17 protein-coding genes, 1 tRNA gene and 1 pseudogene are annotated in these 22,059 nt (G+C 39.5%); 4 read left to right on the top strand and 15 right to left on the bottom strand.

Annotation, left to right across the window (positions count from 1 at the left end; genetic code table 11):
* Positions 1-204: 204 nt before the first annotated feature.
* The gene (locus CSV80_RS13480; RefSeq protein WP_029055074.1) at positions 205-678 is read left to right on the top strand and encodes an S-ribosylhomocysteine lyase; all 474 of its coding nucleotides are present in this window, start codon (positions 205-207) and stop codon (positions 676-678) included.
* Between the two features lie 482 nt (positions 679-1,160).
* Positions 1,161-2,132 carry a polysaccharide deacetylase family protein gene (locus CSV80_RS13475; protein ID WP_099671151.1) on the top strand — a complete coding sequence of 324 codons (972 nt, stop codon included), beginning with the start codon at positions 1,161-1,163 and terminating at the stop codon, positions 2,130-2,132.
* A gap of 85 nt (positions 2,133-2,217) precedes the next feature.
* On the opposite strand, the gene CSV80_RS13470 is transcribed toward CSV80_RS13475, so the two are convergent.
* The 3 genes from CSV80_RS13470 to CSV80_RS13460 form a co-directional block, all read right to left on the bottom strand.
* Positions 2,218-2,289: transfer RNA gene (locus CSV80_RS13470), tRNA-Asn, on the bottom strand.
* Positions 2,290-2,419: 130 nt separating this feature from the next.
* Positions 2,420-3,508, bottom strand: coding sequence for an S-layer homology domain-containing protein (locus tag CSV80_RS13465; RefSeq protein ID WP_099671150.1), 1,089 nt, complete (start codon positions 3,506-3,508; stop codon positions 2,420-2,422).
* Between the two features lie 275 nt (positions 3,509-3,783).
* On the bottom strand, positions 3,784-4,209 hold the full coding sequence (locus CSV80_RS13460; RefSeq protein WP_099671149.1) for a hypothetical protein: 426 nt from the start codon (positions 4,207-4,209) through the stop codon (positions 3,784-3,786).
* Between the two features lie 231 nt (positions 4,210-4,440).
* Between CSV80_RS13460 and CSV80_RS13455 the strand changes: the two genes are divergently transcribed.
* Together CSV80_RS13455 and CSV80_RS13450 are read left to right on the top strand one after the other, a co-directional pair.
* Entirely contained in the window at positions 4,441-5,280 is an 840-nt protein-coding gene (locus CSV80_RS13455) for a conserved phage C-terminal domain-containing protein (protein WP_099671148.1), read from the top strand.
* Between the two features lie 181 nt (positions 5,281-5,461).
* Entirely contained in the window at positions 5,462-6,907 is a 1,446-nt protein-coding gene (locus tag CSV80_RS13450; RefSeq protein ID WP_158231905.1) for an S-layer homology domain-containing protein, read from the top strand.
* 149 nt (positions 6,908-7,056) lie between these two features.
* On the opposite strand, the gene CSV80_RS13445 is transcribed toward CSV80_RS13450, so the two are convergent.
* From CSV80_RS13445 to CSV80_RS13390, 12 genes and pseudogenes are all read right to left on the bottom strand, one after another.
* On the bottom strand, positions 7,057-7,788 hold the full coding sequence (locus CSV80_RS13445; RefSeq protein ID WP_099671146.1) for a hypothetical protein: 732 nt from the start codon (positions 7,786-7,788) through the stop codon (positions 7,057-7,059).
* 164 nt (positions 7,789-7,952) lie between these two features.
* Positions 7,953-9,392 carry an S-layer homology domain-containing protein gene (locus tag CSV80_RS13440; RefSeq protein ID WP_099671145.1) on the bottom strand — a complete coding sequence of 480 codons (1,440 nt, stop codon included), beginning with the start codon at positions 9,390-9,392 and terminating at the stop codon, positions 7,953-7,955.
* 177 nt (positions 9,393-9,569) lie between these two features.
* Positions 9,570-11,354 (bottom strand): choline/carnitine O-acyltransferase, encoded by a 1,785-nt coding sequence (locus tag CSV80_RS13435; protein ID WP_158231904.1) that lies wholly within the window; start codon positions 11,352-11,354, stop codon positions 9,570-9,572.
* A gap of 159 nt (positions 11,355-11,513) precedes the next feature.
* Entirely contained in the window at positions 11,514-13,562 is a 2,049-nt protein-coding gene (locus CSV80_RS13430) for a transglycosylase domain-containing protein (protein WP_099671143.1), read from the bottom strand.
* 239 nt (positions 13,563-13,801) lie between these two features.
* Positions 13,802-15,304 carry an S-layer homology domain-containing protein gene (locus CSV80_RS13425; RefSeq protein WP_099671142.1) on the bottom strand — a complete coding sequence of 501 codons (1,503 nt, stop codon included), beginning with the start codon at positions 15,302-15,304 and terminating at the stop codon, positions 13,802-13,804.
* Between the two features lie 197 nt (positions 15,305-15,501).
* The gene (locus CSV80_RS13420; protein WP_099671141.1) at positions 15,502-16,020 is read right to left on the bottom strand and encodes a hypothetical protein; all 519 of its coding nucleotides are present in this window, start codon (positions 16,018-16,020) and stop codon (positions 15,502-15,504) included.
* Positions 16,021-16,166: 146 nt separating this feature from the next.
* The gene (locus tag CSV80_RS13415; protein ID WP_233201595.1) at positions 16,167-16,790 is read right to left on the bottom strand and encodes an AIM24 family protein; all 624 of its coding nucleotides are present in this window, start codon (positions 16,788-16,790) and stop codon (positions 16,167-16,169) included.
* Between the two features lie 646 nt (positions 16,791-17,436).
* On the bottom strand, positions 17,437-18,150 hold the full coding sequence (locus CSV80_RS13410) for a hypothetical protein (protein WP_099671139.1): 714 nt from the start codon (positions 18,148-18,150) through the stop codon (positions 17,437-17,439).
* A gap of 110 nt (positions 18,151-18,260) precedes the next feature.
* Complete coding sequence (locus CSV80_RS13405; RefSeq protein ID WP_099671138.1) at positions 18,261-19,448, bottom strand: RES family NAD+ phosphorylase; 1,188 nt, start codon at positions 19,446-19,448, stop codon at positions 18,261-18,263.
* A 103-nt stretch (positions 19,449-19,551) separates the two neighbouring features.
* A complete protein-coding gene (locus tag CSV80_RS13400; protein ID WP_233201594.1) occupies positions 19,552-20,643 on the bottom strand; it encodes an AAA family ATPase in 1,092 nt (363 codons plus the stop codon).
* The gene (locus CSV80_RS13395) at positions 20,633-21,415 is read right to left on the bottom strand and encodes a DUF6414 family protein (protein WP_099671137.1); all 783 of its coding nucleotides are present in this window, start codon (positions 21,413-21,415) and stop codon (positions 20,633-20,635) included. Before CSV80_RS13395 ends, CSV80_RS13400 begins: the two co-directional genes overlap by 11 nt.
* Before the next feature lie 122 nt (positions 21,416-21,537).
* Positions 21,538-22,059, bottom strand: a pseudogene (locus CSV80_RS13390) (IS3 family transposase); the annotation flags it as partial.

Raw genomic sequence — 22,059 nt, 5'->3', positions numbered from 1 at the left:
ATCTTTTATTCTCCTAAAAACAATTTTTAAATGATTTTTATTTAAACAATACCAATAAGTCATATCGGAATTATAAATATAATATCCCAGCCGCAAGAGGCTGTCAATGTAATAATTCAATTTTCTTAATATTACTAAATATTGATTTACAACACTAGTGAAGTTGTGATAGTTTATATATCAACTACGGAAAGGATGATAACAATGGCATTAGTCGAAAGTTTTTTACTTGATCATACGAAAGTAAAGGCTCCATATGTAAGATTGGCTGGCACAGAACAACATGAAAAGGGGAGTGTATTACAGAAATATGATCTACGTTTTTTACAACCTAATCACGATTCAATCCCTACTTCAGCGATACACACACTAGAACATTTACTTGCCACATACTTGCGGGATGAACTAGAAGGAATCGTCGATATTTCTCCTATGGGCTGCCGAACAGGTTTTTATATGATTATCTGGAATGAACATGAACCAAAAGATGTTGCTGCGGCACTTACAACAGTACTTAAAAAAGTAATTGAAACTGAACATATTCCCGCTGTTTCTGCACTCGAATGCGGAAATTACCGCGATCATTCACTATTCGCGGCACAAGAATATGCTAAATTAGTAGTAGAAGCAGGACTAAGTGATGACCCATTTCGTTCGCTAACTGCTGAAACTGTCTAAACCTTAGCCTAAGATTGGATAACACAAACAGGAGGCGCCTCAGAAATCAGCTCAAACTGATTTTGCGGTGGCTCCTGTTTTATAATTCTCAATTCTGGCTTGCTGTGGAGAAACTGGCATCCCCCCATGCGAAAACGGCAAACCAATTCGCGGACCTGTCACACGACCGGAAGCTATCCTACCAATTAGCAAAAGGTACCAGTTTCTAATCGCATCACACAACTCAGGCACTATTCTGAATTGCTCTTGAGTTATGTGGTGACAGGAAGGCTATTTTAATTCGGAATGGGTTTTATATAACCCGTTTTTTTCTGCAATAAAATGGATTTTCGATATCCTGCAGCATGGATCATTTTACAACGAGTAATGATCTATTCAATACCTGTCAAAATGATTCAAATCCCTGCTCTATCACTTCCTCAAATCAAGCATACTTATTCAAGTTCAGGAAACACTACAAACTAAAGATGAGGTGATAGAAACTGAAACGTTTTGGGCTTATTTCTTTCATTGCTTGTATAGGATTACTTTACCTAGTTCTTTTCGCCAATCATGGGGGAGCAGATACGAATCTAGTAAGCACTGCCTCCGCATCTAAAAATGGCAAAGACAGACTGACGACAGAATTAGAATCATTCAGCAAGGCGCATCATATCCCCGCGGTGGATGCAAAGGTCGACAGAGTTTGGAAAGCCATCCCGGGCTACAATGGACTGGAAGTGGATCTGGAAGCCAGTTACAAGAAAATGAAAACGACTGGCAAATTGGATGAATCTAAAGTCGTGTTCAAAGAAACTTCCCCCTCTGTTCATTTGAAAGATGTGGGCCCCCACCCCATTTTCAAAGGTAATCCCGATAAACCGATGGTGTCTTTTTTAATTAATGTTGCCTGGGGTAATGAATATATTCCTGAAATTTTGGATGTACTGAAGAAGCATAAAACGAAAGCCTCCTTCTTCTTCGACGGCAGCTGGGTAAGTAAAAATCCCGATTTAGCTAAATTGATTCACAATGAGGGGCATGAAATTGGAAACCACGCCTACAGCCATCCCGATTTACAACAGAAATCAGAAGCTGAAACAATGGAAGAGTTAAAAAAGACAAATGAAGTCATCATGAAAACACTCGGGATTACATCGCCCAAGTGGTTCGGTCCGCCAAGCGGCAGTTTTAATCAGCAAACGGTGGAAACTGCAAGCCAGCTGGGAATGCATACGGTTTTATGGACGGTGGATACAGTCGACTGGAAAAAGCCGGCGACTAATGAAATGGTGAACAGGGTCGTATCTCAAGTAGAGAACGGCACGATGATTTTAATGCACCCGACCAAACCTGTAGCTGAAGGAATGGAAGATATGATTACACAAATCACAGAAAAAGGTTTTCGTCTGGGGACCGTCAGTGAACTGATGAGTGAAAAACGTGTCAACGGAACAGCATGGGATGATGAATGAGGCGCCTTCTAAACAACCATGTATGTCCGTGCAAAGCAAAAACTCTCCTGACCGCACATAGCTGGTCGGGAGAGTTTTTTATGTACTCCAAAGGCAGGAATCGAACCTGCGACCGATCGGTTAACAGCCGATTGCTCTACCGCTGAGCTACTTTGGAATGTGAATTCTTTTGCGTTATATAGTATGGACAGGAATCTTACATATATACATAGTTCATTTAGTAAAGGATCTGGTCCCCAAGCAATTCGGAATAGTTCTGAGATTGTTTGAGGACCAAGTCCGTGCACTTATTTTTTCACACGCTTCACCAGTCCGTACAGCTCATTGCCCGAACTGTCCACTCGCTGGATCAAGCCAATATCTTTTGCGTAGTATTCGATCACAGTTTCTTTACTCCACGGGAAGTAACTTTCAACGACTAGCACACCACGATACTCTGTACCGCGAACTGTTTTCTTCCCGTTCGTAGAGGTGATCCAGCCGTTCCCGTAACCAACCGGCCCTATATCATCATGATGATGAATCTGCGTTACCACGAAAGGATGCGGAATATATTGATCGAAATGGGCCCAGTCATCGTATCCTTCTCCGTAGTACGAGGAATCTTGCACAAAACCGAGTCGCGGAATGTCTTCATATACCGTCTCATTGGTAATGCGCCAGTAGTCCAGGCCGTTCTCTTCTTTGCCCTCATGATTGTAGCGGTATGTGCTGGAGCCGTCCGTGTAATAGTACGTATAACCAGCGTCCGGCATAATATTCATCGTCCTTGCTGTCATCGCGCGGGTTAGGAATGCGGCGAAATGCGCACGGGTGATCAGCTGATTCGGCTTGAATGTCCCGTCCGGATAACCGGTAGCGACGTTATTAGTCGATACTCTCATAATATCGGTATGAAAGTCCGAATTTCTTCCCACGTCACTGTACGATGGCATATAATCCGCTTTATTTTGAACCTTCAAATGAAATGCCTTGCTCATCAACCGCGCCATAAATGCACGTGATATGCTGGACTCCGGTTTGAAATTAGTTGCCTTAGAAAACAGTCCCGCCTTGTATGCTGCTGCTATTTCATTGTAATAAGTATGCGTTTTCGGAACGTCCTTGTATCCCGGGTCCGCCAAATCCGTCATCGGCAACTCGAGCGCTTTGACAAGCATAGCCGCAATATGCTTCTTTGCGATCGGCTCATTCGGCTTGAACTTACCGTCCGGATACCCGCTAATGATATCGAGGTCCGCCAGGTAATTCACTTCCACATACAATGAAGAACTATTCTTCTTCATGTCCTTAAAACTTGCAGCTTCTGCAGACTGCATCGTTCCGGTAACCGCTAGTAGAAAAATCGCACATGCCGCCATCCACTTCTTCAACAATCGTTCTACCCCCTTTATGTACTCACATTTTTGCACACTCTATATGTATATGATGATCATCACTCACATATGACAAATTACTAGTTTGTTGATGACTATCTTCCATTTATGGGTTCTCTTATAGAATCTATACCCTTTTTTCCGTCTACGTAAAACAAGACACGAAACTCCTGAGAGTTCCGTGTCTTCTTTGTAAAGGTACCAGGTCCTCACACAACTCTAGTTCAATTCAGAATTGTTTCTGATTTGTGTGGGGACCTGATATTATTTTCATTTTACTTCTTAATCACAGATCTAATAATCTGCGGTCCAAATTTTATAACCGTACCGACTACTGCTGTTAAAGCTACGCCAGTTAATCCATTGATAAACTTTTTATTATTATCATCATGTTGATGTGCATCCTTAGCATGCTGATCTATTCTATCGTAAATTTTTTCTCTTTGTTCTTGACTGAGATCTTCTCTTTTCAATTCATCTTTATAAATTTCAATAATATTCCTTAATAAATCAAATATGTCTTTTGATGAACCAAAATTCGCATCCACTGCTTTTGAAAACATATCTTTTACGTTGGGTGCAAGTTCTATTAATCTTGTTATATCCTCTAATGAAATATCAATTTCTTCATTTACAAATAAATCAAATGCTTTCTCAGCTAGCGTAAATTCTTGCTTATTTACATTGTTTTCTTTACTCATACAATGCCGACCCTTCAAAGTGATTTTTTTCAATCTTATCAGTTAAACACCGAGATTAGAAGGTTTCTCAATTAAAGGTACGTTGTTTTGCAAATTCCAATTAGAAATACTTCATGTCCCTTTCATCTTTTTTTAATAACCATGTATCCTTTTTAAAAATACTCTCTATATGAAGTATGAGGAGTACTAAATGAATACTCCTACATCACTATACTCGAGGGGGACCACCAGATGAAATTATTAATTAACGAAGATCCGATTCCACTATTACCTTCATTGGCAATGAAAGTAGGACTGAACGCTGCGCTATTCTTGCAACAACTTCACTACCGTTTGAACATTTCAAAAAACGTTCGTGACGGTCATAAATGGGTGTTCAATACATACGACGACTGGATGGAAGAATTTCCGTTTTGGTCGCTAAACACGATTAAACGAATCACGTACGACTTGGAACAAAAAGAGTATCTGATCTCCACTTCCAAGCACAATAAGATGAAAATCGACAACACCAAATGGTATCGAATCGATTATGAAAAGCTGCCATTTTCGTATACGCCAAATGAGATACCGGTCAACCCAAAAGTGGACACTCTACCAGCTCAACATGAAACGTCAATCAACTCACAATTGGACGCGGTGCAAACCCACACTGGGACGACGGCGTATCCCACTATGGGACGGCCTATAACCAAAGAACTTAAGAAGTACAATAATAAAACCATTGTCGAGAAGAATCTCGACGTCGCACATTCTGTGATACAGTACTTGAATGACAAAACCGGTAAACATTTTAAAGCGGAGTCCGCTGCTACCCGTAAATTCATCAACGGCCGAATCAAGGAAGGCTACACACAGGAAGACTTTATTCGTGTCATCGACTTAAAGACGAAGCAGTGGTTGAACCTTCCTAAATTCCATGCGTTCCTAAGACCATCTACTTTGTTTAACGCAACAAACTTCGAAAACTATGTCAATGAGCTAGTTGATACTAAGAAACCAGAAAAAGAACCATACATTCCACCTGTTCTCGATTTTAGTAGTGGTGAGGAGTTAATGTACGGTAATTAATTATTGAATTAGTATGTTTTGGCACGATGATGATAGAAAATTGCATAGTGCGTGATAGTGGAATACAAGATTTTGTGTTATGCCTAATACATTATTTACATTCTTTTGAAACTTTTTTTACTATTCTCCGTCTGTACGCTGATTGATGGATCACATCATAGAAATGGAGAGGAGTTTAAAAATGAAAAACAAATTTAAAGTATGCCTAGGAGCACTATTGCTCGCTGCCAGTTTGCCGATCACTAGCGCAGCTGCAGAAAAGCAGCCATTTCCTGACGTTCCACCGAGTAAGCATTTTGCGGTAGCGGTCAATGACCTAGCTGCTCGTCATATTATCGGAGGATATCCGGACGGTACGTTCAAACCGGGCAACTCGATTACACGAGGACAGGCTGCAGCCATTATTGCTAAAATGACTGGAGTCGATACAAACCAGGTTAAAAATCCACGTTTCAAGGATGTTTCTACCTCACACGGTTTCTACAAAGCAATTTCTGCATTGGCAGAAAAAGGAGTAATTGGGGGGTATCAAGATGGCACTTTCAAGCCGAATGATCCAATTAATCGTAAGAATATGGCTGCGATTTTAGTAAAAGCTTTTGATTTGCCACGTGACACAGCTGTTTCCAACCCGTTCAAAGATCCAAGCGGTATTACAGACGATGTACTCATCATCTACAAACTCGGTATCACGACCGGAACAAGCCCTACTACGTTCAGCCCGAACGCGTTTATTACACGCGGACAGGCGGCTAAAATGCTGAAATCGACAGAAGATCTGAAACCTCAGAACATACTTACTATGCAACCGGATGATTTTGGTTTAACTGCCATCGATAGAATCCGTACGAATTCATTACACCAAGATGTCGTGAAAAGCATTCTAGTTAAAGGTAAGGAAGGCTATTCTAAAGACAAAATTCAATTTGTTCCTGTGAAAGAAGGTAGAGACGGTATTATTGTTTCGGGTCAGAATTCCGATAATTCCGTTCAGATGAAATATTATGTTGATGTCATAAAAGTAAATGGTGAATTAAAAGTATCGTTGACGGAAACGGATGATATTTTTAGCGCAAAGGTCAAATTATATAATAAGAATGAAATAAAGAAGGTTGCACTTTCCACTATGGAAGGTGAATTACTATCTGACAATACATCGTTTGTCATTGAGAAAGAAAATGTCGAATTTCAAATCAACAAAGCCGGTGAGTATATCGCAACCGTTACCTATAAAGACGGGACAAATCAACGGTACGGAATACGGGTACAACCGACCAAGGACAACTTTGAATACAAAATAGAGACTCTTGCAGAAAAACGCATGGCAGAAATTGAAATAGGCAAGGACTTTAACATAGGTACACATACAATAGTCGGTGAGAATTATGAAGAAATTGCAACCGTGACGCATGAGTCTAAAACTAATACTTTTCGTGCTACCGGAAAGAAACATGGCAACGTTGCAGTATCTTTCGAGAATATAATATATCGAATAGGTGAATGTGAAGGATTGGGTTATGGAGAATGCTACCCTTATTACGTTGAAGGCATTCTTATAGAAGTAAGACAATTAGGTTCAATCGTTCATGTTTATATAAGTGTGATAGGTCAGAGTGATCACGCGTAGTATGTAAGGTGCCAGGTACCCACATAACTTCAAATCAATTCAGAACTGTTTCTAAGCAATAAAAGGTACCTGTGTTTGATACTTTCTTGAAAGTTTAAACATTCACGTTTGCTTCTCACACAGGCACCTCACTAACAATTCCTTACCAGTTAATTAATACTCAATCTCTGAATATCCTCATAGTTTTTCACAATTGCACCGAGCACTAGCAACCCGAACACCGCGATGGCGATCAGCCATCCGGCTACGCTAATCCAGTTGAAGAACCCGAATACAGCCCCTGCTACTAACAGAACAACCGTGACCCCGAACCATGGGATCTTCCAGCCATATAACCGTGTGAGCAATGACATATTCTTCGGCGGATCGCACAGTTCTTCATAGAACTTCACATGATGCAGCCGCTCTTCCGAATAAAATAAGTACCGACCGTCCTTCGCCTGCAGCAGGAATGTATGCTTATTCACTTTCTTCACAATCTCTAGCGGCTCTTCATCCACTATATGAAATGACGACTTCACACTAACCATGGAAAAGAATCCGTAGACGATGAACAGCAGTAGAAACACAAAGATCCCCGCAAGAGCGTACGACTGCCCGGCCAGCAGCTCCCAGGACAATCCTAAAAGCGGATCGTCCCCTTCTTCATTCATCCCACTCACACCCCCAAACACCAGCATAAACAGGGCCGTACCAGTCAAAGCGGACAGAATCACCCATTGTGCGAAATACACGGTGAACCGCTCACTCACCGTTAAACGTAATTTTTCAATAGGCCTCATATTATACGAATTGAGCGCAATACGAAAAAAAGGGACCAAAGTGATAATAAGCAGTGCCACTGCCCTCCACGGCCCCTGAATATATTCGATTATCTGCACATTCATCCACTCCTTATTACCGCGTATAGGTTTATACTACCATGAATGCGATATAAGTAGATATTGATTAAAGGTACATGTGCCTGAAGCTTTCACGAATGCTTAAACATTCAAGATAGTTTCTCACACAAGTACCTTGTTTTTAGTTCAAGCACAGCAATCTATCACATATCCGTCGTATAGCCGTCTCTGTGTATTTCAATATTCATGATGGAACCTAGTTTACGAATACTAATGTAAATACCCGTTTCCTGATAGAGTTCTGAACGTTCTCCCCGTTCAAATTCAATACGGATGAATCCCTCTTTATCACCCGTAAGTCGGGCAGTGAAAAAGTTCGTTCCTGGATCTCTAGTAATCGTTACCAGCTGTTCATAGTTTTCCGCCCGAATTGTATGCTTTCCTATATCAAAATTTCCGCGGTCATACGTTGACACATACTGCTCTTTTAACGTCTCCACTTTATAATAAAATGTACCCGTAGGTTTCACTTCAATCCCATGACGTTCCTCGTCTCCATTTTTCAAATGGACAGTCGCAATGTATTGACCTGGCCCGTCCATCTGGATGCATGTTCCGTAGCCATTCTCGCATGACGTAAACTTCACATCATCAGATAACTTCTTCCCGTCCATTGTCGTGAAGGAAATATGTTGAATGTCATTCGCATCGAAAGACAGTTCTGCTTCTGCTGGAAAATAATCCGTCGTTTCTTCCAAAGTCAACTTCAATTCCCCATCGACTTCTTTGATATGCACATAATACTTTTTATACCTTTCCGTCCCCTCACGAGAGTTGCTTCTAAAACTAATCGCTCCCTTGCCTTCCTTCATCGGAATCAATTGAACACGATCACCGGTATAGCCGTTCGGTGTATCCTTGCCTCGTAGATGTATAGCTTGGAAAACACCAGAGTTCATCTCACTCGAGCCGACCCAGGCAATACGCTCCCACCCAAAATCTTCTGCTTTGACCGTAACCATCGGGACGTTCACTTCTTCAGTAGCTTTCATCATTTTAGCTGCCTGCCCTCTAGTGATCGGATTTTTCGGGCTGTATGTGTTCGGTGTAGTACCTGTCGTGATGCCGAGCTTGTAAAGGATCAAAATATTTTTCTCATGAGACGGATTTTTTGAATCAATGAATGGATTATCCATCTGTTGATAATCATAACGCGGTAAGTCAAATGCTTTTACTAAAATCGAGGCCATCTGTTCACGGGTAATCGGATCATTGGGACCATAACTACCGTCTGGATAGCCGCCAATTATATTCGCTTGCGCTAATGCCGCAATAGCCTTGTAGTAGCCATTGGCCATCCTGACGTCCTTAAAACCGGGGTTTTTGACATTCGTCGTATCTAGTTTCAACAGCTTCGCAATAATTGCAGCCGCCTGTCCCCGCGTGATCGAGTTACTCGGCTTGAATGTACCGTCGGGGTAGCCTCCGATAATAGCACGCGCTGCAAAATCATTCACGGCCTCCGCAAAGTGTTTCGTATCCGGTACATCCGAAAACCGCTGCTCGCTTGCCGTCGTTCCAGATAATGGTAGGCTGCACGCAAGTAAGAGTGTACCAAATAGGATAGATAATTTCTTTTTCATTTGTTCTCTCCCTTTCCGTTGTCTATTGAGTTCTTCTTCATTTTCATCGAAGCACCTTACAGACGCGGGAATCTTGGAATAGTTTCAAAGTTTCTTTAAAGAAAACTGCCAACACAAAAACTCCGGTAGTTTATATAAACCAACGGAGTTTTTGTAGAGGTATTAGCATTCAAGTATTTAAAGAATACGGTTCGCAATCTGTCTTAATTCTAAAAATGCATCTACCAAATGATTTGTTAACTTCTGCGCATGATCTGCTTCATCAGCATGGGAGGAGATATTAATAGAAATCGTTTGATCTAATAAAATATAAGCGAGCCCAAAACCGCCTTCAACGACTGGGCCGAATATCCGATACTTTACATTGTCATAAGCCATACCACTTGTCGAAATAAAATCATGACGCATTGTCAAATAGCCAGTGTCGCTAAAGAGTGCAGGCATATCCGTCATACCGATGTCTCCCCCGTGCAACTTATACATTTGCTCCAGGCCGTACATATGCCTTTCAACACCGAATCCTTTACGGCACCTTATGATTCGATCTGTATGAGCCGCGCTCGCCTTTTGCATTAAGGCATATAACACTTCATGACTCTCTTCCCCGTTTTCTAGCGCTTTCACCAAATTTAACTTCTCCATACTGGTCGCTCTCGCACATTCTGTTCTTCCCTCATAAAATGCACGGACTGAAACGGGTTCATAAACGCTACTACATACGCCAAACGTTCTGTACTGTGCAATCTGTAAGGCCATATGAAAAAAAGCGTCCGGACTAATATCCATTTTTTTGATTTCATCTGAACCAAAGCTATTGAAGGTTGTCGTTTTAATAGAAAACTCTTTTTTGACTCTCGCATGATCTTTTTCGCATCTCATTAATGACTTCACCATCTCCGCGGATAATTCCCATTGTTGTTTTTCCATTAGAGTGGGTTCAGCCGTATATATGGTTTCAGGCTCTTCACTTTCCAGGCCTTCATTTACATAGCTAATGACAGCAAATATCGTTGTACCATCAACCGAAGAATGCTCGATGCTATAACCCAATTCACCTTTATTAGTGAGGATTACTTGGATGGTTTTATCAAAGTATTTGTTCGTTCCATTTAACATTAAGTTCTCAATCGCTTCTTCGGAATTACTACTTTCTTCATCCATAGAGAGGACAATTAGCGAATCCGCTATCGCTTGTAGATGATCCGCATTCACTTTAGATACGGTGAGTTGATCATATATCTTCGCAGCTTCGTCTCTTTTCGCAGTTGTAAAAATCCCTACGTTGGCTCCTTCACTTTGCTCTTCTTGAAAGGTTCTTTCAATTGCGGTTGCGATTTCACGACTCTGATAAATTTCACCTTCACTATTTGTTACGTTCACTTTATACATATTTCTTTTATATAAAATAATGATATGGTTATTTCTTTTCTCGAATGCCGCTAGTCTAAATTCATCCCTTTCTACTTTTGGAATGCGAATGGACTTAAAAAACTTCTTATATTGACTCATATCTTGGGGCACACCATTTTTTACGACGGGCGCTACTTCGCCATCAATTATTAAATGATAGAATTCCGTGACTAAACGGCTTACCTTTCCCGCAAGTTCCGCACGCGTATATCGATTTTCATGCTTTTTATTATCCAATAAAATATTGAAATGCATGCCCGTTGGCAAAGGTTCGCGGAATTTCAAATACATATCATCCCATAAAGGCTTTAACCAACTACCTTCCATGTTGATATCCAATTCGTACAATTTTTTTTGAAGTCTTTCTGCGTCTCCATCCACTTTGAAGAAATGATTAACAGCCTTCGTAGTTTCTTCAAGTTGTTGATCGTTTACAAGAGGTTCAACCCATTCAAGAAGTTTCTCTTTTGTATTCGTTAATGGCGGTATAGGTAATGATGGTAATTCATTTGTGTATGCAAATGTCTTTTTTATAATAATTCGTCCCTTCATCATTCATTTCTAAGCGATTATCATTTTTCATGCTAAAAAGAAGATCGGATTTCCAATCTTCTTTTCGAGCAATGTATTTGTTTTTGCATTCAATAAAATCATTAAACCGAAATCAACTTTCAATCGTGATATGCATCGTTTGTTTCTCACACAGCTATCCTAATTAAACCATTCCCGGCCCCACTCTTCAACCTTCTCCCAAAACTCTTTTTTCTTCTCATCCTTCTCTTTTTTCTTCTCCTTCTTTTCTCTTTCTTCCTTGGTCTTTTTCTTCTGCTTCTTCAGCTCTTTTATTTCTTCATCAATTAACGATAAATCAAATTCCTTTGCAGTCAATTCGCTAGCTGATTTTGAAACAACCTGCGCGAAAATGGGCGGTGCGGTAAAGCTACTGGTGGAGGTTAAATAATGGTCGGCGTCTGTTTGATCATATCCGAGCCAGACCGCACCGGCAATATCGGGTGTATAGCCAACGAACCAATGATCTTTTGAACCGTCCACTCCTTCAAACGGAAGCTGTGTGGTGCCCGTCTTCCCCGCCACGTCCACACCGGAAATTTGTGCTTTTTTGGCAGTGCCTTCCTTTACAGCTCCTTGCAACATATAGGTCATTTGCTGGGCAACTTCCGCATCTGTCACCTGTACAGACTCTCCTTGCCACTTTCCAAGCACTTTTCCTTCCGAATCTTTAATTTCTCTAATCGCATGCGCTTCCTTCATTACTCCATCATTCGCAAACGCGGAAAACGCTTGGGCCATCCGCAAAGGAGAAGTGCCTTTGACCAATCCTCCCAAGGCCAATCCAAGTGCACGGTCATTTTTCTCCAATGAAATCCCAAACCGTTTCGTTGCACTCACGCCCTCTTGGATGCCAATCTGATCCAATAGCCAGACGGGAGGGATATTATACGATTGGGCGAGCGCCTCGTACATGCTAACTTCCCCTCTATACTGCTGATCAAAGTTTTTCGGAGAGTATCCATCCATATCGATCGGTTCATCCACAAGCAAATCCGACATATGGTATCCTTTCTCAAGTGCAGGAGTATAAACGGCAAGCGGTTTTAACGTAGATCCGGGCTGCCGGATGAGGTCAGTCGCATTATTGAAGCGTTTCTGCGTATATTCTCCTCTCCCACCGACTAATGCCAAGATTCCGCCTGTTTTAGGATTCACGAAAACAGAGGCGCTCTGCAAGAGTTGATCTGGAGTGCTCTTCGGAAAATAGCTATCATCCGCATACACTTCTTCCAGCGCATCCTGGACGACCGGATTGATTTCTGTCGTAATATGCAACCCGCCCGACAGCACTTCATCTCTCGTCAAACCGTACATATTCACCGCTTCATCCACTACACGGTCGATATAATACGGATATTTCTCTTCATAATCCGGCACTGTCGATTCGCCCAGTACCACCTTCTGTCCAATCGCATCATCGTATTCTTGCTGGCTTATATACTGTTCACGCAGCATTAGCGACAACACCAAATTACGTCGGTTCACCGACTTTTCCATATTTTCAGTAGGCGCTAAATGCGACGGTGCTTTAATGAGACCTGCGATGGTCGCAGATTCGCTCAACGTCAAATCACTGACATCCTTACCGAAATAGGTTTGCGCCGCACGTTGAACACCCCACGCCCCGTCACCGAAATAGATTTGGTTAAGATAACGTTCCATAATCTCCTCTTTCGAATACACTCGTTCAATCTTCTTTGCGAGAATCAGTTCTTTGAATTTACGCGAGTACGTACGCTCCTGCGTCAAAAAGACATTTTTCGCAAGCTGCTGCGTAATCGTACTACCCCCTGCCACGATTTTGCCTTTGAACGCATTTTCGAGCAAAGCGCGCCCCATCCTAAAATAATTAATACCATGATGTTTGTAGAACCGTTGATCTTCCACGGACACGACGGCTTCGACCAGCGTATTCGGAATCTGATCAATTAGCACACCTTCAATAGTCGAATTCGAAACCTTACGGATGACTTCTCCGTCCGGATCGTAAATAACCGTCGATCGTGGTGCGGGTTCTTCGAGTTTACTTACATCGCTGAATGTGATGAAGACATTCAGCACGAGTAGCACGCAAAGGACGGCAAGCAGTACACCGATGAATGCGAAACGGATGATCTTTTTCTTCAGACTAATTTTCTTTATTGGCGTTTTTTTACGCTGTAGTTCTTTATATTCGGATCTTTTCATATAGGATTCACCTTCTTTATTGCTGCGGAGTTTTATTTGTTGAATATAGCATAGTATTGACGATGGGGGTGTTTGAAAGTTGCGGATTTTGTCTTTTGGGGGATTTTGGTACGAATGTATGTAAAAAAGATATTACTCAGAAGTTGGGCTTCTGGGTAATATCTTAATAAAAATACCTGTGCATGAAACTTTCATGATCGTTTACACATTCACGTTTGTTTCGCGCACAGGTACCTTATTTAATAATTAAGTTCATAAATTTGTGAAGCGGAAATATGAATCAAACCATTCAGATCACGGACCTTTATTTCCATGCCAGTAATCATACCTGACACCCCGTCGCCCACTTCACCCCTAAAATAAAAGGGATTTTCAAACTTCACTTCAACTGTACCGACTTTCTTAGCTGTCACATGAAATACATTCGTGTGGGGATCTCTTTTAATTGTTGCAATGTTTTCTGCATTTTTCGTAACGATAGTGTGCTTCCCGATATTCCGTGCTGCTTTCTTATCATAATACCCATTCTTTTCAAACAGCTCTTCCACGTTGAATGTATAAGACGGACGCTCTCTCAACACATCCATGTCGTAATGAAAATAGGCATGCTCCGGCTCTTTCATCTGAATCGCATAGCGGATTTCTTCACCGTTCGCCAATTGAGCAACGGCATAATATTTGCCCGGCTGGCGAATCGTTATACAAGTCTTTTGATCCTCTTTGCATATATGGAAAGATGCGTCACCATCTAGCAAATCACCGGTTGCTGAATAAAGACTGATCTTCTTGATTTTCTCAGTTTTAGACAATTCCAGCGGTGCCTCTGTCGGCAAGTAATCATCTGTTTGCTCAATCGATAGTTTCAGTCCGTCATCTGTTTTTTTAACATGTACATAATATTTCCGGTAGATCTCCTCCTCCTCATTCATCGGCGAGTCTCCGTTATATCCGCTGACATTCAGTGTCGCAGTTCCTTCTTTCAATGCAATAAGTTGCAGTCTGCCCGGCCCATACGCTGTGTCGCGAGTGACAATCGACTCGTACACGTCCTGATTCTCTTTCCAAATCACTGAATACATGCCATCCATCCCAAGCTCTTCCGCTGTAAATGAAATCATCGCAGGTTTTCCATCTTCTGCTGCTTTCATCATCTTAGCTGCTTGTCCCCTCGTCACGGGCTGATTCAAACCAAAACGGTCCGGCGCAATGCCACCCGTAATTCCAAGCCGATGAAGTATCAAAATGTTGGCACTGTGAGACTGGTTGCCCGCGATGTCTTTAAAAGGATTTTTCATTCCGTAGAAATCATAACGCGGCAAATCAAATGCTTTGACAAGAATGGACGCAAACTGGCCTCGTTTAACGGGGTCATTGGGGCCGTAGCGACCATCTTCGTATCCGCCGATAATCCCAGCTTCCGCAAGTGCGGCAATGGCGTTGTAGTAGCCATTTGCCTTCGATACATCTTTGAAGCCTGGATTTTTCACATGGTTCATATCCAGTTTAATCATCTTCACAATAATCGCGGCAGCCTGTCCTCTCGTAATATTATTCCCTGGCTTGAATGTACCGTCGGGATAACCTCCTATAATATTACGCGTTGCCAACTCATTGACCGCTTCCGCAAAGTGTTTCGTTGATGGCACGTCTGGAAACGGTTGTTTGCTCGCGGCTGTACCCGATAAAGACAAGCTGCAAGCAAGTAACAATGCGCCAACTATTGTCAGTAATTTTCTTATCATTTATTCTCGTCCTCTCTAAATTTCAGCATCTAATGTGGTAATCAGCGTATAGACGCGAGAATGGAGAATTAGTTTCAAAAAATACCCAGATGAAAGCTACTCAGATGAAAGCTACCTGTGCTTGAAACTTTCATGATTGTTTAAACATTCACGTTTGTTTCTCACACAGGTATCCTAATTCTTAAAAGAACGCCTATTTATATTTTTGAATAGACGTCCTTCATTTTATTTTCGAATTCCATATACTTCGTTTCATACCCTTCAAGATGTTCGCCGCTTGTCCCAAACTTCTCAATTAGTTCTGCTGCGGCCGTCTTTAGTTCTTCGAAGTCTTCAGTCATGCCAAGTTCTTCAATTTCTTCGTGGAAATATCCGATATACGTAATTGTCGATTCAGCAAGAAATTGTTCAGCATGCGCAAATCTCTCTCGATAGTCAGATCCCTCTTTCATGTCATTTACGGAGCTTTCAACGAAACTTTTTATGCTTGAATATTCCGAGAAGAAAGCTCCTTCCAGGTCGTCGGTTTCTTCATTGAATTCGTTGACCATTGGTGGACGTTCCATCACTTCGCCTTTTGACTCATTGTCTTGTGCGGGCTCGACTTGTTGTACTGGTGCATCGACTTGCTTCGTTTCTTCGTCATCCGTTCCGCAACTCGCTAACAATAGCCCAAGGATAACAAACGCTCCCAATGCACTATTCATCTTTTTCAATTCAAACTCCCCTTCCCTTTTTACTTTATCCTAACATATTCCATGAAATTAAAAATACCTGCGCGCGAAACTTTCATGAATGGTTAAACATTCATGAAAGTTTCTTACACAGGCATCTTATTCCAACAGAATCTGGTGTTCCGAATTTATTGAAGGAACGGTGCCATTAATACTTTTCCTGTTCCGCGGTAGACATTTACCAATCCTTCGCCTGAAGCCGCCGAACCCATAAGTGTTTTTCCAGAACGTTCGACAGTAAATTCCAAACCGCCTGACCAAGCAATCGCCATATTCCCATCGATTTTCAACTCATCATTTTCTAACTCGATTTCTATAAGTTCCTCTCTCGCTACGGAAGATTCCAGTGCAATCGTTCCTTGCCCAGAAATCCCCAGATTAAAAAGACCTTCCCCGCCCATTGCTGCAGAAGAAAGATTCGAACGCATCACGGCCTTGTGTTTTAATCCTGAATCACAAGCTAAAAAGAGTCCGTCTTCCATGACGAGTGACTGATCCCACTCGTCAACATCCAGTAGCAAAATATGCTTATACGTTGGTTCCAAAACAAGTGTACCGGTGCCCGTGTACTCCGGTTTGATGCTCGATTCTTTAGTCATTTTACCCCGAATCGTTTTTCCAATAAAATCTCCTACGCCCTTAAGGCCAGTCGTCGCTTTTACTTCTCCGGCCATCCATTGCATGGCCCCTGCCTGAATCGTAATGTTGGACTGACTGACATCGCAAACTAGCTGTCTTCTTCTTACATTCATTTCAGATGCATAATATGCCGATTGGGCCGTAGCATGATCGATACTTAACTCTCTTTGAAACTCTACTACTTTAAAAGGGCCTAGCTCCTCCCTGACTTTTACATTCTCATTATCTACAAAATTTTTAATCGTAAACAGAATAATCGCCCGCTTTCTGATTTTTTAATTTGTTTGCAAGGTTATGGTAATTATAACATGAGATTTTACTTTACTAATTTTTATAAAGAAAAAACCTGTACAGCAAAATTAAATGTACCTGTGCATGAAACTTTGATGATTGTTTAAACATTCACGTTTGTTTCACACACAGGTACCTTAGTTTTTCTTTGGTTGGTGGAATTTCAAGCGAGAAGAAATTCACTCACGTATTACTGTTCATTGGTGGACACTTCCGTCACTTAGTTGGAAGTATTACGTAGGATCTGCACTCAATGTTGTGAGTTGCAAACAGCTATATTTTTCTATTCTATTTCATCTTTTCGGCTACCCGAATTGTGTTGGAGTTGTGTTGGGACGTGGTACCTTATTCAAATACAGGTAATTATGATACGATGAGGGCAGATAATAAAGGTGCCTGTGCATGAAACTTTTATGAATGTTCAAACATTCACGATTGTTTTTCACATAGGTACCTTGTTTTATAGATTTAAAATGGTAAATCGGTTTTTAATCCACCGTTTTCATCGTACTCAAATTCTTCACTGAAAATTAAATGGTCTAATGCATTTTGATAAAAATATACATAACTCGGAAAACTTTCAGAAAAATGATTAATTACCTCAGTAGGTTTCATCCCAGGATTCTCATATACAAAAATCCTTAAATCTTGCATAGTTTTTTTAAACTCCACTGAATTTTTAATCCTGTTATAGTTATCAATATTATTCCCAAACAATTTTTTGGCTTTTTCATAAAATTCTTCTGGTTCATCATCTAATTTACTTTCTTCAACTAACTTATATAAGGATGATAACAAATTAGTATTCTCTTGATATCTATTCTCTATTTTCGTTAATCCCCTATCTAGCTCTTTAGAAAAACTTGATGATTTATTAACAATCTCACTTAATCTTTCAATTTCTTTCTTCATATCGAAAACATTTTGTTTTTGACCAGACACATCAATCAAAGTTATTATTATAGCAATAACAGCTAATAGAACAGAGCTTAATGTGGCAGCAAAAGCTAACATAGAACCCGCATATTCCGAGGATTTAAAAATAAATGATGTAAGTAGTATAATGATAATAACCGCTATGCCGAGTAAATAGTATAAGTGATATGTTTTGATATATCCTTTTTTAATATAGTCTTTTTCTCTATTATGATTAATATTTTCATTTACAGTTTTTTCAATCATAACCATCCCCCTTAATCTTAATCTATTCATCCTTAATTTTTACTAGTGGAATTATAATTGTTAATTGTTATATTCAGCCCTTTGAAGTATATATAACCTTTACATTCCAGCTAGAACGGGAGAGTTAAATCTTTAGACTTTGTATTTTCAATAACTATAGTTTCTTGTTTAGGCTCGATGCCAAAAAGATCCTTTTCCGAAGAAAAGTTTGTATTTGTAAAAATAGCATTCATACGGATATCCTCATTACGCTTTACATTGAATAAACACAAATTGAGTGCACTTGAATTTTTAACGCTTGCATAAATTATACCATCATAACCGTGATACGATAGACATTGCGCTAAAAAATTAGGGAATATATATTCGTATGAATTAGAGAAGCCATTTGGTTCTTTCAACATTCCAGTAAAGATATCAATATCAGTTTTTGTGGAGTTAAACACTTTAAGGTCTCTGGTAACAATAAATTCGGCAACATCCACAATGTCTAATTTTGATGGCGAAATTTCCATTAATATAGTGTCTTTACATTCACCTAAATACAAATTAGTAACACCTGGTGGATTATACCGACCTTGTTGCGGGATACCAATAGGAGGATTCCATAATTCCTCTTCTATAAATGGCACAAGTCTTTGATACTTGTTTCTAGCTCTTGCCCGATAATACTTAGATCCTCCTTCGACTTTTTCTGTGCCCTGGAGTTCATGATTAACTTTATTAAATATTTTAACACCAACAGGATGAGCCAAGCCTAACATCGGATTTTCTTGAAGGTACTGTATAAAGTCATCAGTTTCATCTCCAGAAATATTAAAGGTTTCAACAATAAATTCAACTTCATTATTGAACCATTCATTCATTTCTTCCTTAGAAACATAGGGATCATCTTGCGTTACATGATTTCCACAATCGCAACGTAACAATTCATAAATTTTTAACTGTAAATCACTTGGGATAAAATATTCATCAACTAATTCGCTAATTATTTTCAATGTTAGTGGGTCTTCATACTGCTGCACATAAGGAATTATTGTCCAGTTACAGTACTGACATTCATATATTTCTTTACTAATTTCATTAGCCAAATACTTAAGCGACTCTTCTAAAAAAACATCTTTATCATCAATAATGTAATCATCATCATGTAGAATTTCATTACATACAAAACATTTACCATCAATTTCATCTATGTGTTCATTTACTCGTACAGCTCCAGGCACGTAATCTTCATATAATATATCGGAAAACACTTTAAATAAACCTGGATAATAACAATTCTGGCAACCTTCCATAACGACACCTCTTTTAATAATAGGTACCTGAGCGTGAAATTTTTATGATTGTTTAAACATTCACGTTTGTTTCTCACACAGCTACCTTGTTTTGATTTTAAGCTTATATATTGTCAATCAGGGGTGTAGCAATCATTTGTGTAATATATCTCCTTATATCACGTACATTATTAATAGCTGACAAGTGCTGGCTTAATAGATTTGGAATATTAAATTGTGAAATAATTTGAATATCCTCTTCTGGATACTTAGAGATTTCTTCATTAAAAATATTATCTATCAATTGTTCTTTCACTTCATTTGAAAACGCTTGGAATTTTATAAAAGCATCAAATCGTGAAAAAATTGCGTCCCCTAGATTTTTTCTTATGTCTGATTCTGATAAATAGTTTGAAGTACACAGAATAACCGCATTTTGTAAGTTTACTTGATAGTATTTATCCTCATAGATTCCTTCATCAAATAATTGATAAAAAGCACTATAGAAGATATTATTACACTTATCAAATTCATCAAGTAAAATAACATTGGATTCTCGATCTATTAAATCTTTTGCAAATGAATTGGTTCTATCTCCAAATATATAGCTGTAGAAACTGTCGTTATGATACATGGAAAATTGCTTTCTTAGAAGTCTATTATCTTGATTAATCGCTTGATTGATGAAGTGAGCAGTTTCGGTTTTTCCCACACCTGGCGGACCATATAGCATTATAATTTTAGGTTTGGAGTCATAATTGTTTGACAAATCATAAAGTGCTGTAAGAATCTCGATTTTCGCTTGATCTTGACCTAATATTTTTTTATTAAAGTTGTCTTTGATTTCTTTAAGGGCTTTCTTAGTAGTTCTCGGATATGAGGTACATTGTATTAAAAGTTCAAAGTGGTTTTTGTAAATTTGGATTTGATCATAAACACGTGTAGGTGGATTATGAAGAAAAATTTCTGTGTAGCCTAAACGATTTTGGTAAATCAAGATGCTTATGATAAATCTTTCAATAAATGCATCTGTCACTCCACCATATTCCTCAGTAGAAATTGTTAGGTAATTATAAGTACCAATTAATTCGTCTTCAATGGGATTAGAGCGGCGAGCATCACTCCATCTAACCATTTCTGAAAGGCTTATAGTATCTTCAGTTGGGATCTTTGAATTAAACTCCTTCATCGGACCATAAAAAATATTAATCTTCATTTTGGATTTCACCTATCCCAGCTAAAATCACATCATACAGTTTTAGCTTTGTAATTGTTCCATTCTGTGGGACCTGATTATTCCCCATAATAGCCGATACTTTTAATGAGTCAACAGAAGGGGAATCACCTGATAATTCATTCTGCATAATAAGATCTTCTTTATTACAATCTCCAACTTCTATTGCAACAAAGGTTAGATTCATTTTGGGTAAGTCTGTTAGCATATACGCATTTTTAAATGCATTAATATTAAAACGAAGAACTACTTCTTTTTGGTTTTTGAAAGCAACCATTTCGTAGTATCCCTTAGCTGCTGTAAGAATTTCATCAACGTTTTGTAAATCAAGATCTTTAAGTTCTTCTATTGCTTCTGAACCTTCTCTAAATATTTTCATATAAGGTGCATACATTTTCATAAATGCAAAAGAATCTTTTAGGGCTGTGACTTTATATCCTTCAAGTATTTCAATTGTTTTCTTTTCGACTAATTTTTCTTTTAGGTTCACAAAATCAGTTAGAATTGTATTTGTGACTGTTTTAGTAGCCAGTGTATCTCTACTATGAGAAACATTTGCACTTACTTTTGCATTAAAAGCCGCTTTAACAATAGTTAAGAATCCAGTACTTGCCCCAGCTGAAACTTCTCCAACAGCTTCTCCTTTTAAACTAACTGTCCCTTTCTTCTCATCAATTGAGGAAATTTGTCCTCCATGTTCCATTAGTAGAATATCTGTTGCTGAACCTTCATCAAAGTATATAATTTTACGCATATATTAAAACCCTCTCTTTTCAATTTTAAATATTTTTGTAGGACTAGCCATAAAATAAATGTTAATAAACACTATGCTTCGTTGTTTAACTTGTGTATTGTCAACACTAAATCGGACAGATTTTATAAGGTCTTTAATCGATACTCAATCGGTGTTTGATAATCCAGCGTTCCGTGAATTCGAACTCGATTGAACCAATTCACATAGTCCTGTAGCTCACACTCTAGCTGATTAATAGAAGTAAAGGTCGTTTGCTTAATAAACTCTGTTTTGACTACATTGAACATCGCTTCTGCGACGGTATTATCGTACGGACACCCTTTCATGCTAAGTGATCGTCTAATGCCAAAGGTTTTCAATGCTTCATCAAGAAGTTGATTTTTAAATTCACTACCACGATCTGTATGGAAAAGTTGAAAGCGATCCAAGCTGCGTTCAATGCTGGATAAGGCTTGGTAGACAAGCTTAGCGGTCTTTTTTGGACCCCGCTGTAGCTAATGATTTCCCTGTTAAAGAGATCAACAAATAAGCAGACATAATTCCATCTTCCGGTGACTCTAACGTATGTTAAATCACTTACCACCACAGCGAGTCTTCCTGGCCGTTAAAATTTCTCGCTAGAACATTCTTTACAGGCTCCTCAT

Source organism: Sporosarcina sp. P12(2017), assembly GCF_002743035.1.
Classification (GTDB): domain Bacteria; phylum Bacillota; class Bacilli; order Bacillales_A; family Planococcaceae; genus Sporosarcina; species Sporosarcina ureae.
This window is presented reverse-complemented; position numbering and strand designations above follow the sequence as displayed.

Bases quoted from the DNA above. Each gene is read 5' to 3' on its own strand.
- CSV80_RS13440 (WP_099671145.1), bottom strand. From the start codon at position 9,392: ATGAAAAAGAAATTATCTATCCTATTTGGTACACTCTTACTTGCGTGC.
- CSV80_RS13395 (WP_099671137.1), bottom strand. From the start codon at position 21,415: ATGCGTAAAATTATATACTTTGATGAAGGTTCAGCAACAGATATTCTA.
- CSV80_RS13435 (WP_158231904.1), bottom strand. From the start codon at position 11,354: ATGAAGGGACGAATTATTATAAAAAAGACATTTGCATACACAAATGAA.
- CSV80_RS13480 (WP_029055074.1), top strand. From the start codon at position 205: ATGGCATTAGTCGAAAGTTTTTTACTTGATCATACGAAAGTAAAGGCT.
- CSV80_RS13455 (WP_099671148.1), top strand. From the start codon at position 4,441: ATGAAATTATTAATTAACGAAGATCCGATTCCACTATTACCTTCATTG.
- CSV80_RS13430 (WP_099671143.1), bottom strand. From the start codon at position 13,562: ATGAAAAGATCCGAATATAAAGAACTACAGCGTAAAAAAACGCCAATA.
- CSV80_RS13425 (WP_099671142.1), bottom strand. From the start codon at position 15,304: ATGATAAGAAAATTACTGACAATAGTTGGCGCATTGTTACTTGCTTGC.
- CSV80_RS13460 (WP_099671149.1), bottom strand. From the start codon at position 4,209: ATGAGTAAAGAAAACAATGTAAATAAGCAAGAATTTACGCTAGCTGAG.
- CSV80_RS13450 (WP_158231905.1), top strand. From the start codon at position 5,462: ATGAAAAACAAATTTAAAGTATGCCTAGGAGCACTATTGCTCGCTGCC.
- CSV80_RS13415 (WP_233201595.1), bottom strand. From the start codon at position 16,790: ATGAATGTAAGAAGAAGACAGCTAGTTTGCGATGTCAGTCAGTCCAAC.
- CSV80_RS13400 (WP_233201594.1), bottom strand. From the start codon at position 20,643: ATGAAGATTAATATTTTTTATGGTCCGATGAAGGAGTTTAATTCAAAG.
- CSV80_RS13405 (WP_099671138.1), bottom strand. From the start codon at position 19,448: ATGGAAGGTTGCCAGAATTGTTATTATCCAGGTTTATTTAAAGTGTTT.
- CSV80_RS13410 (WP_099671139.1), bottom strand. From the start codon at position 18,150: ATGATTGAAAAAACTGTAAATGAAAATATTAATCATAATAGAGAAAAA.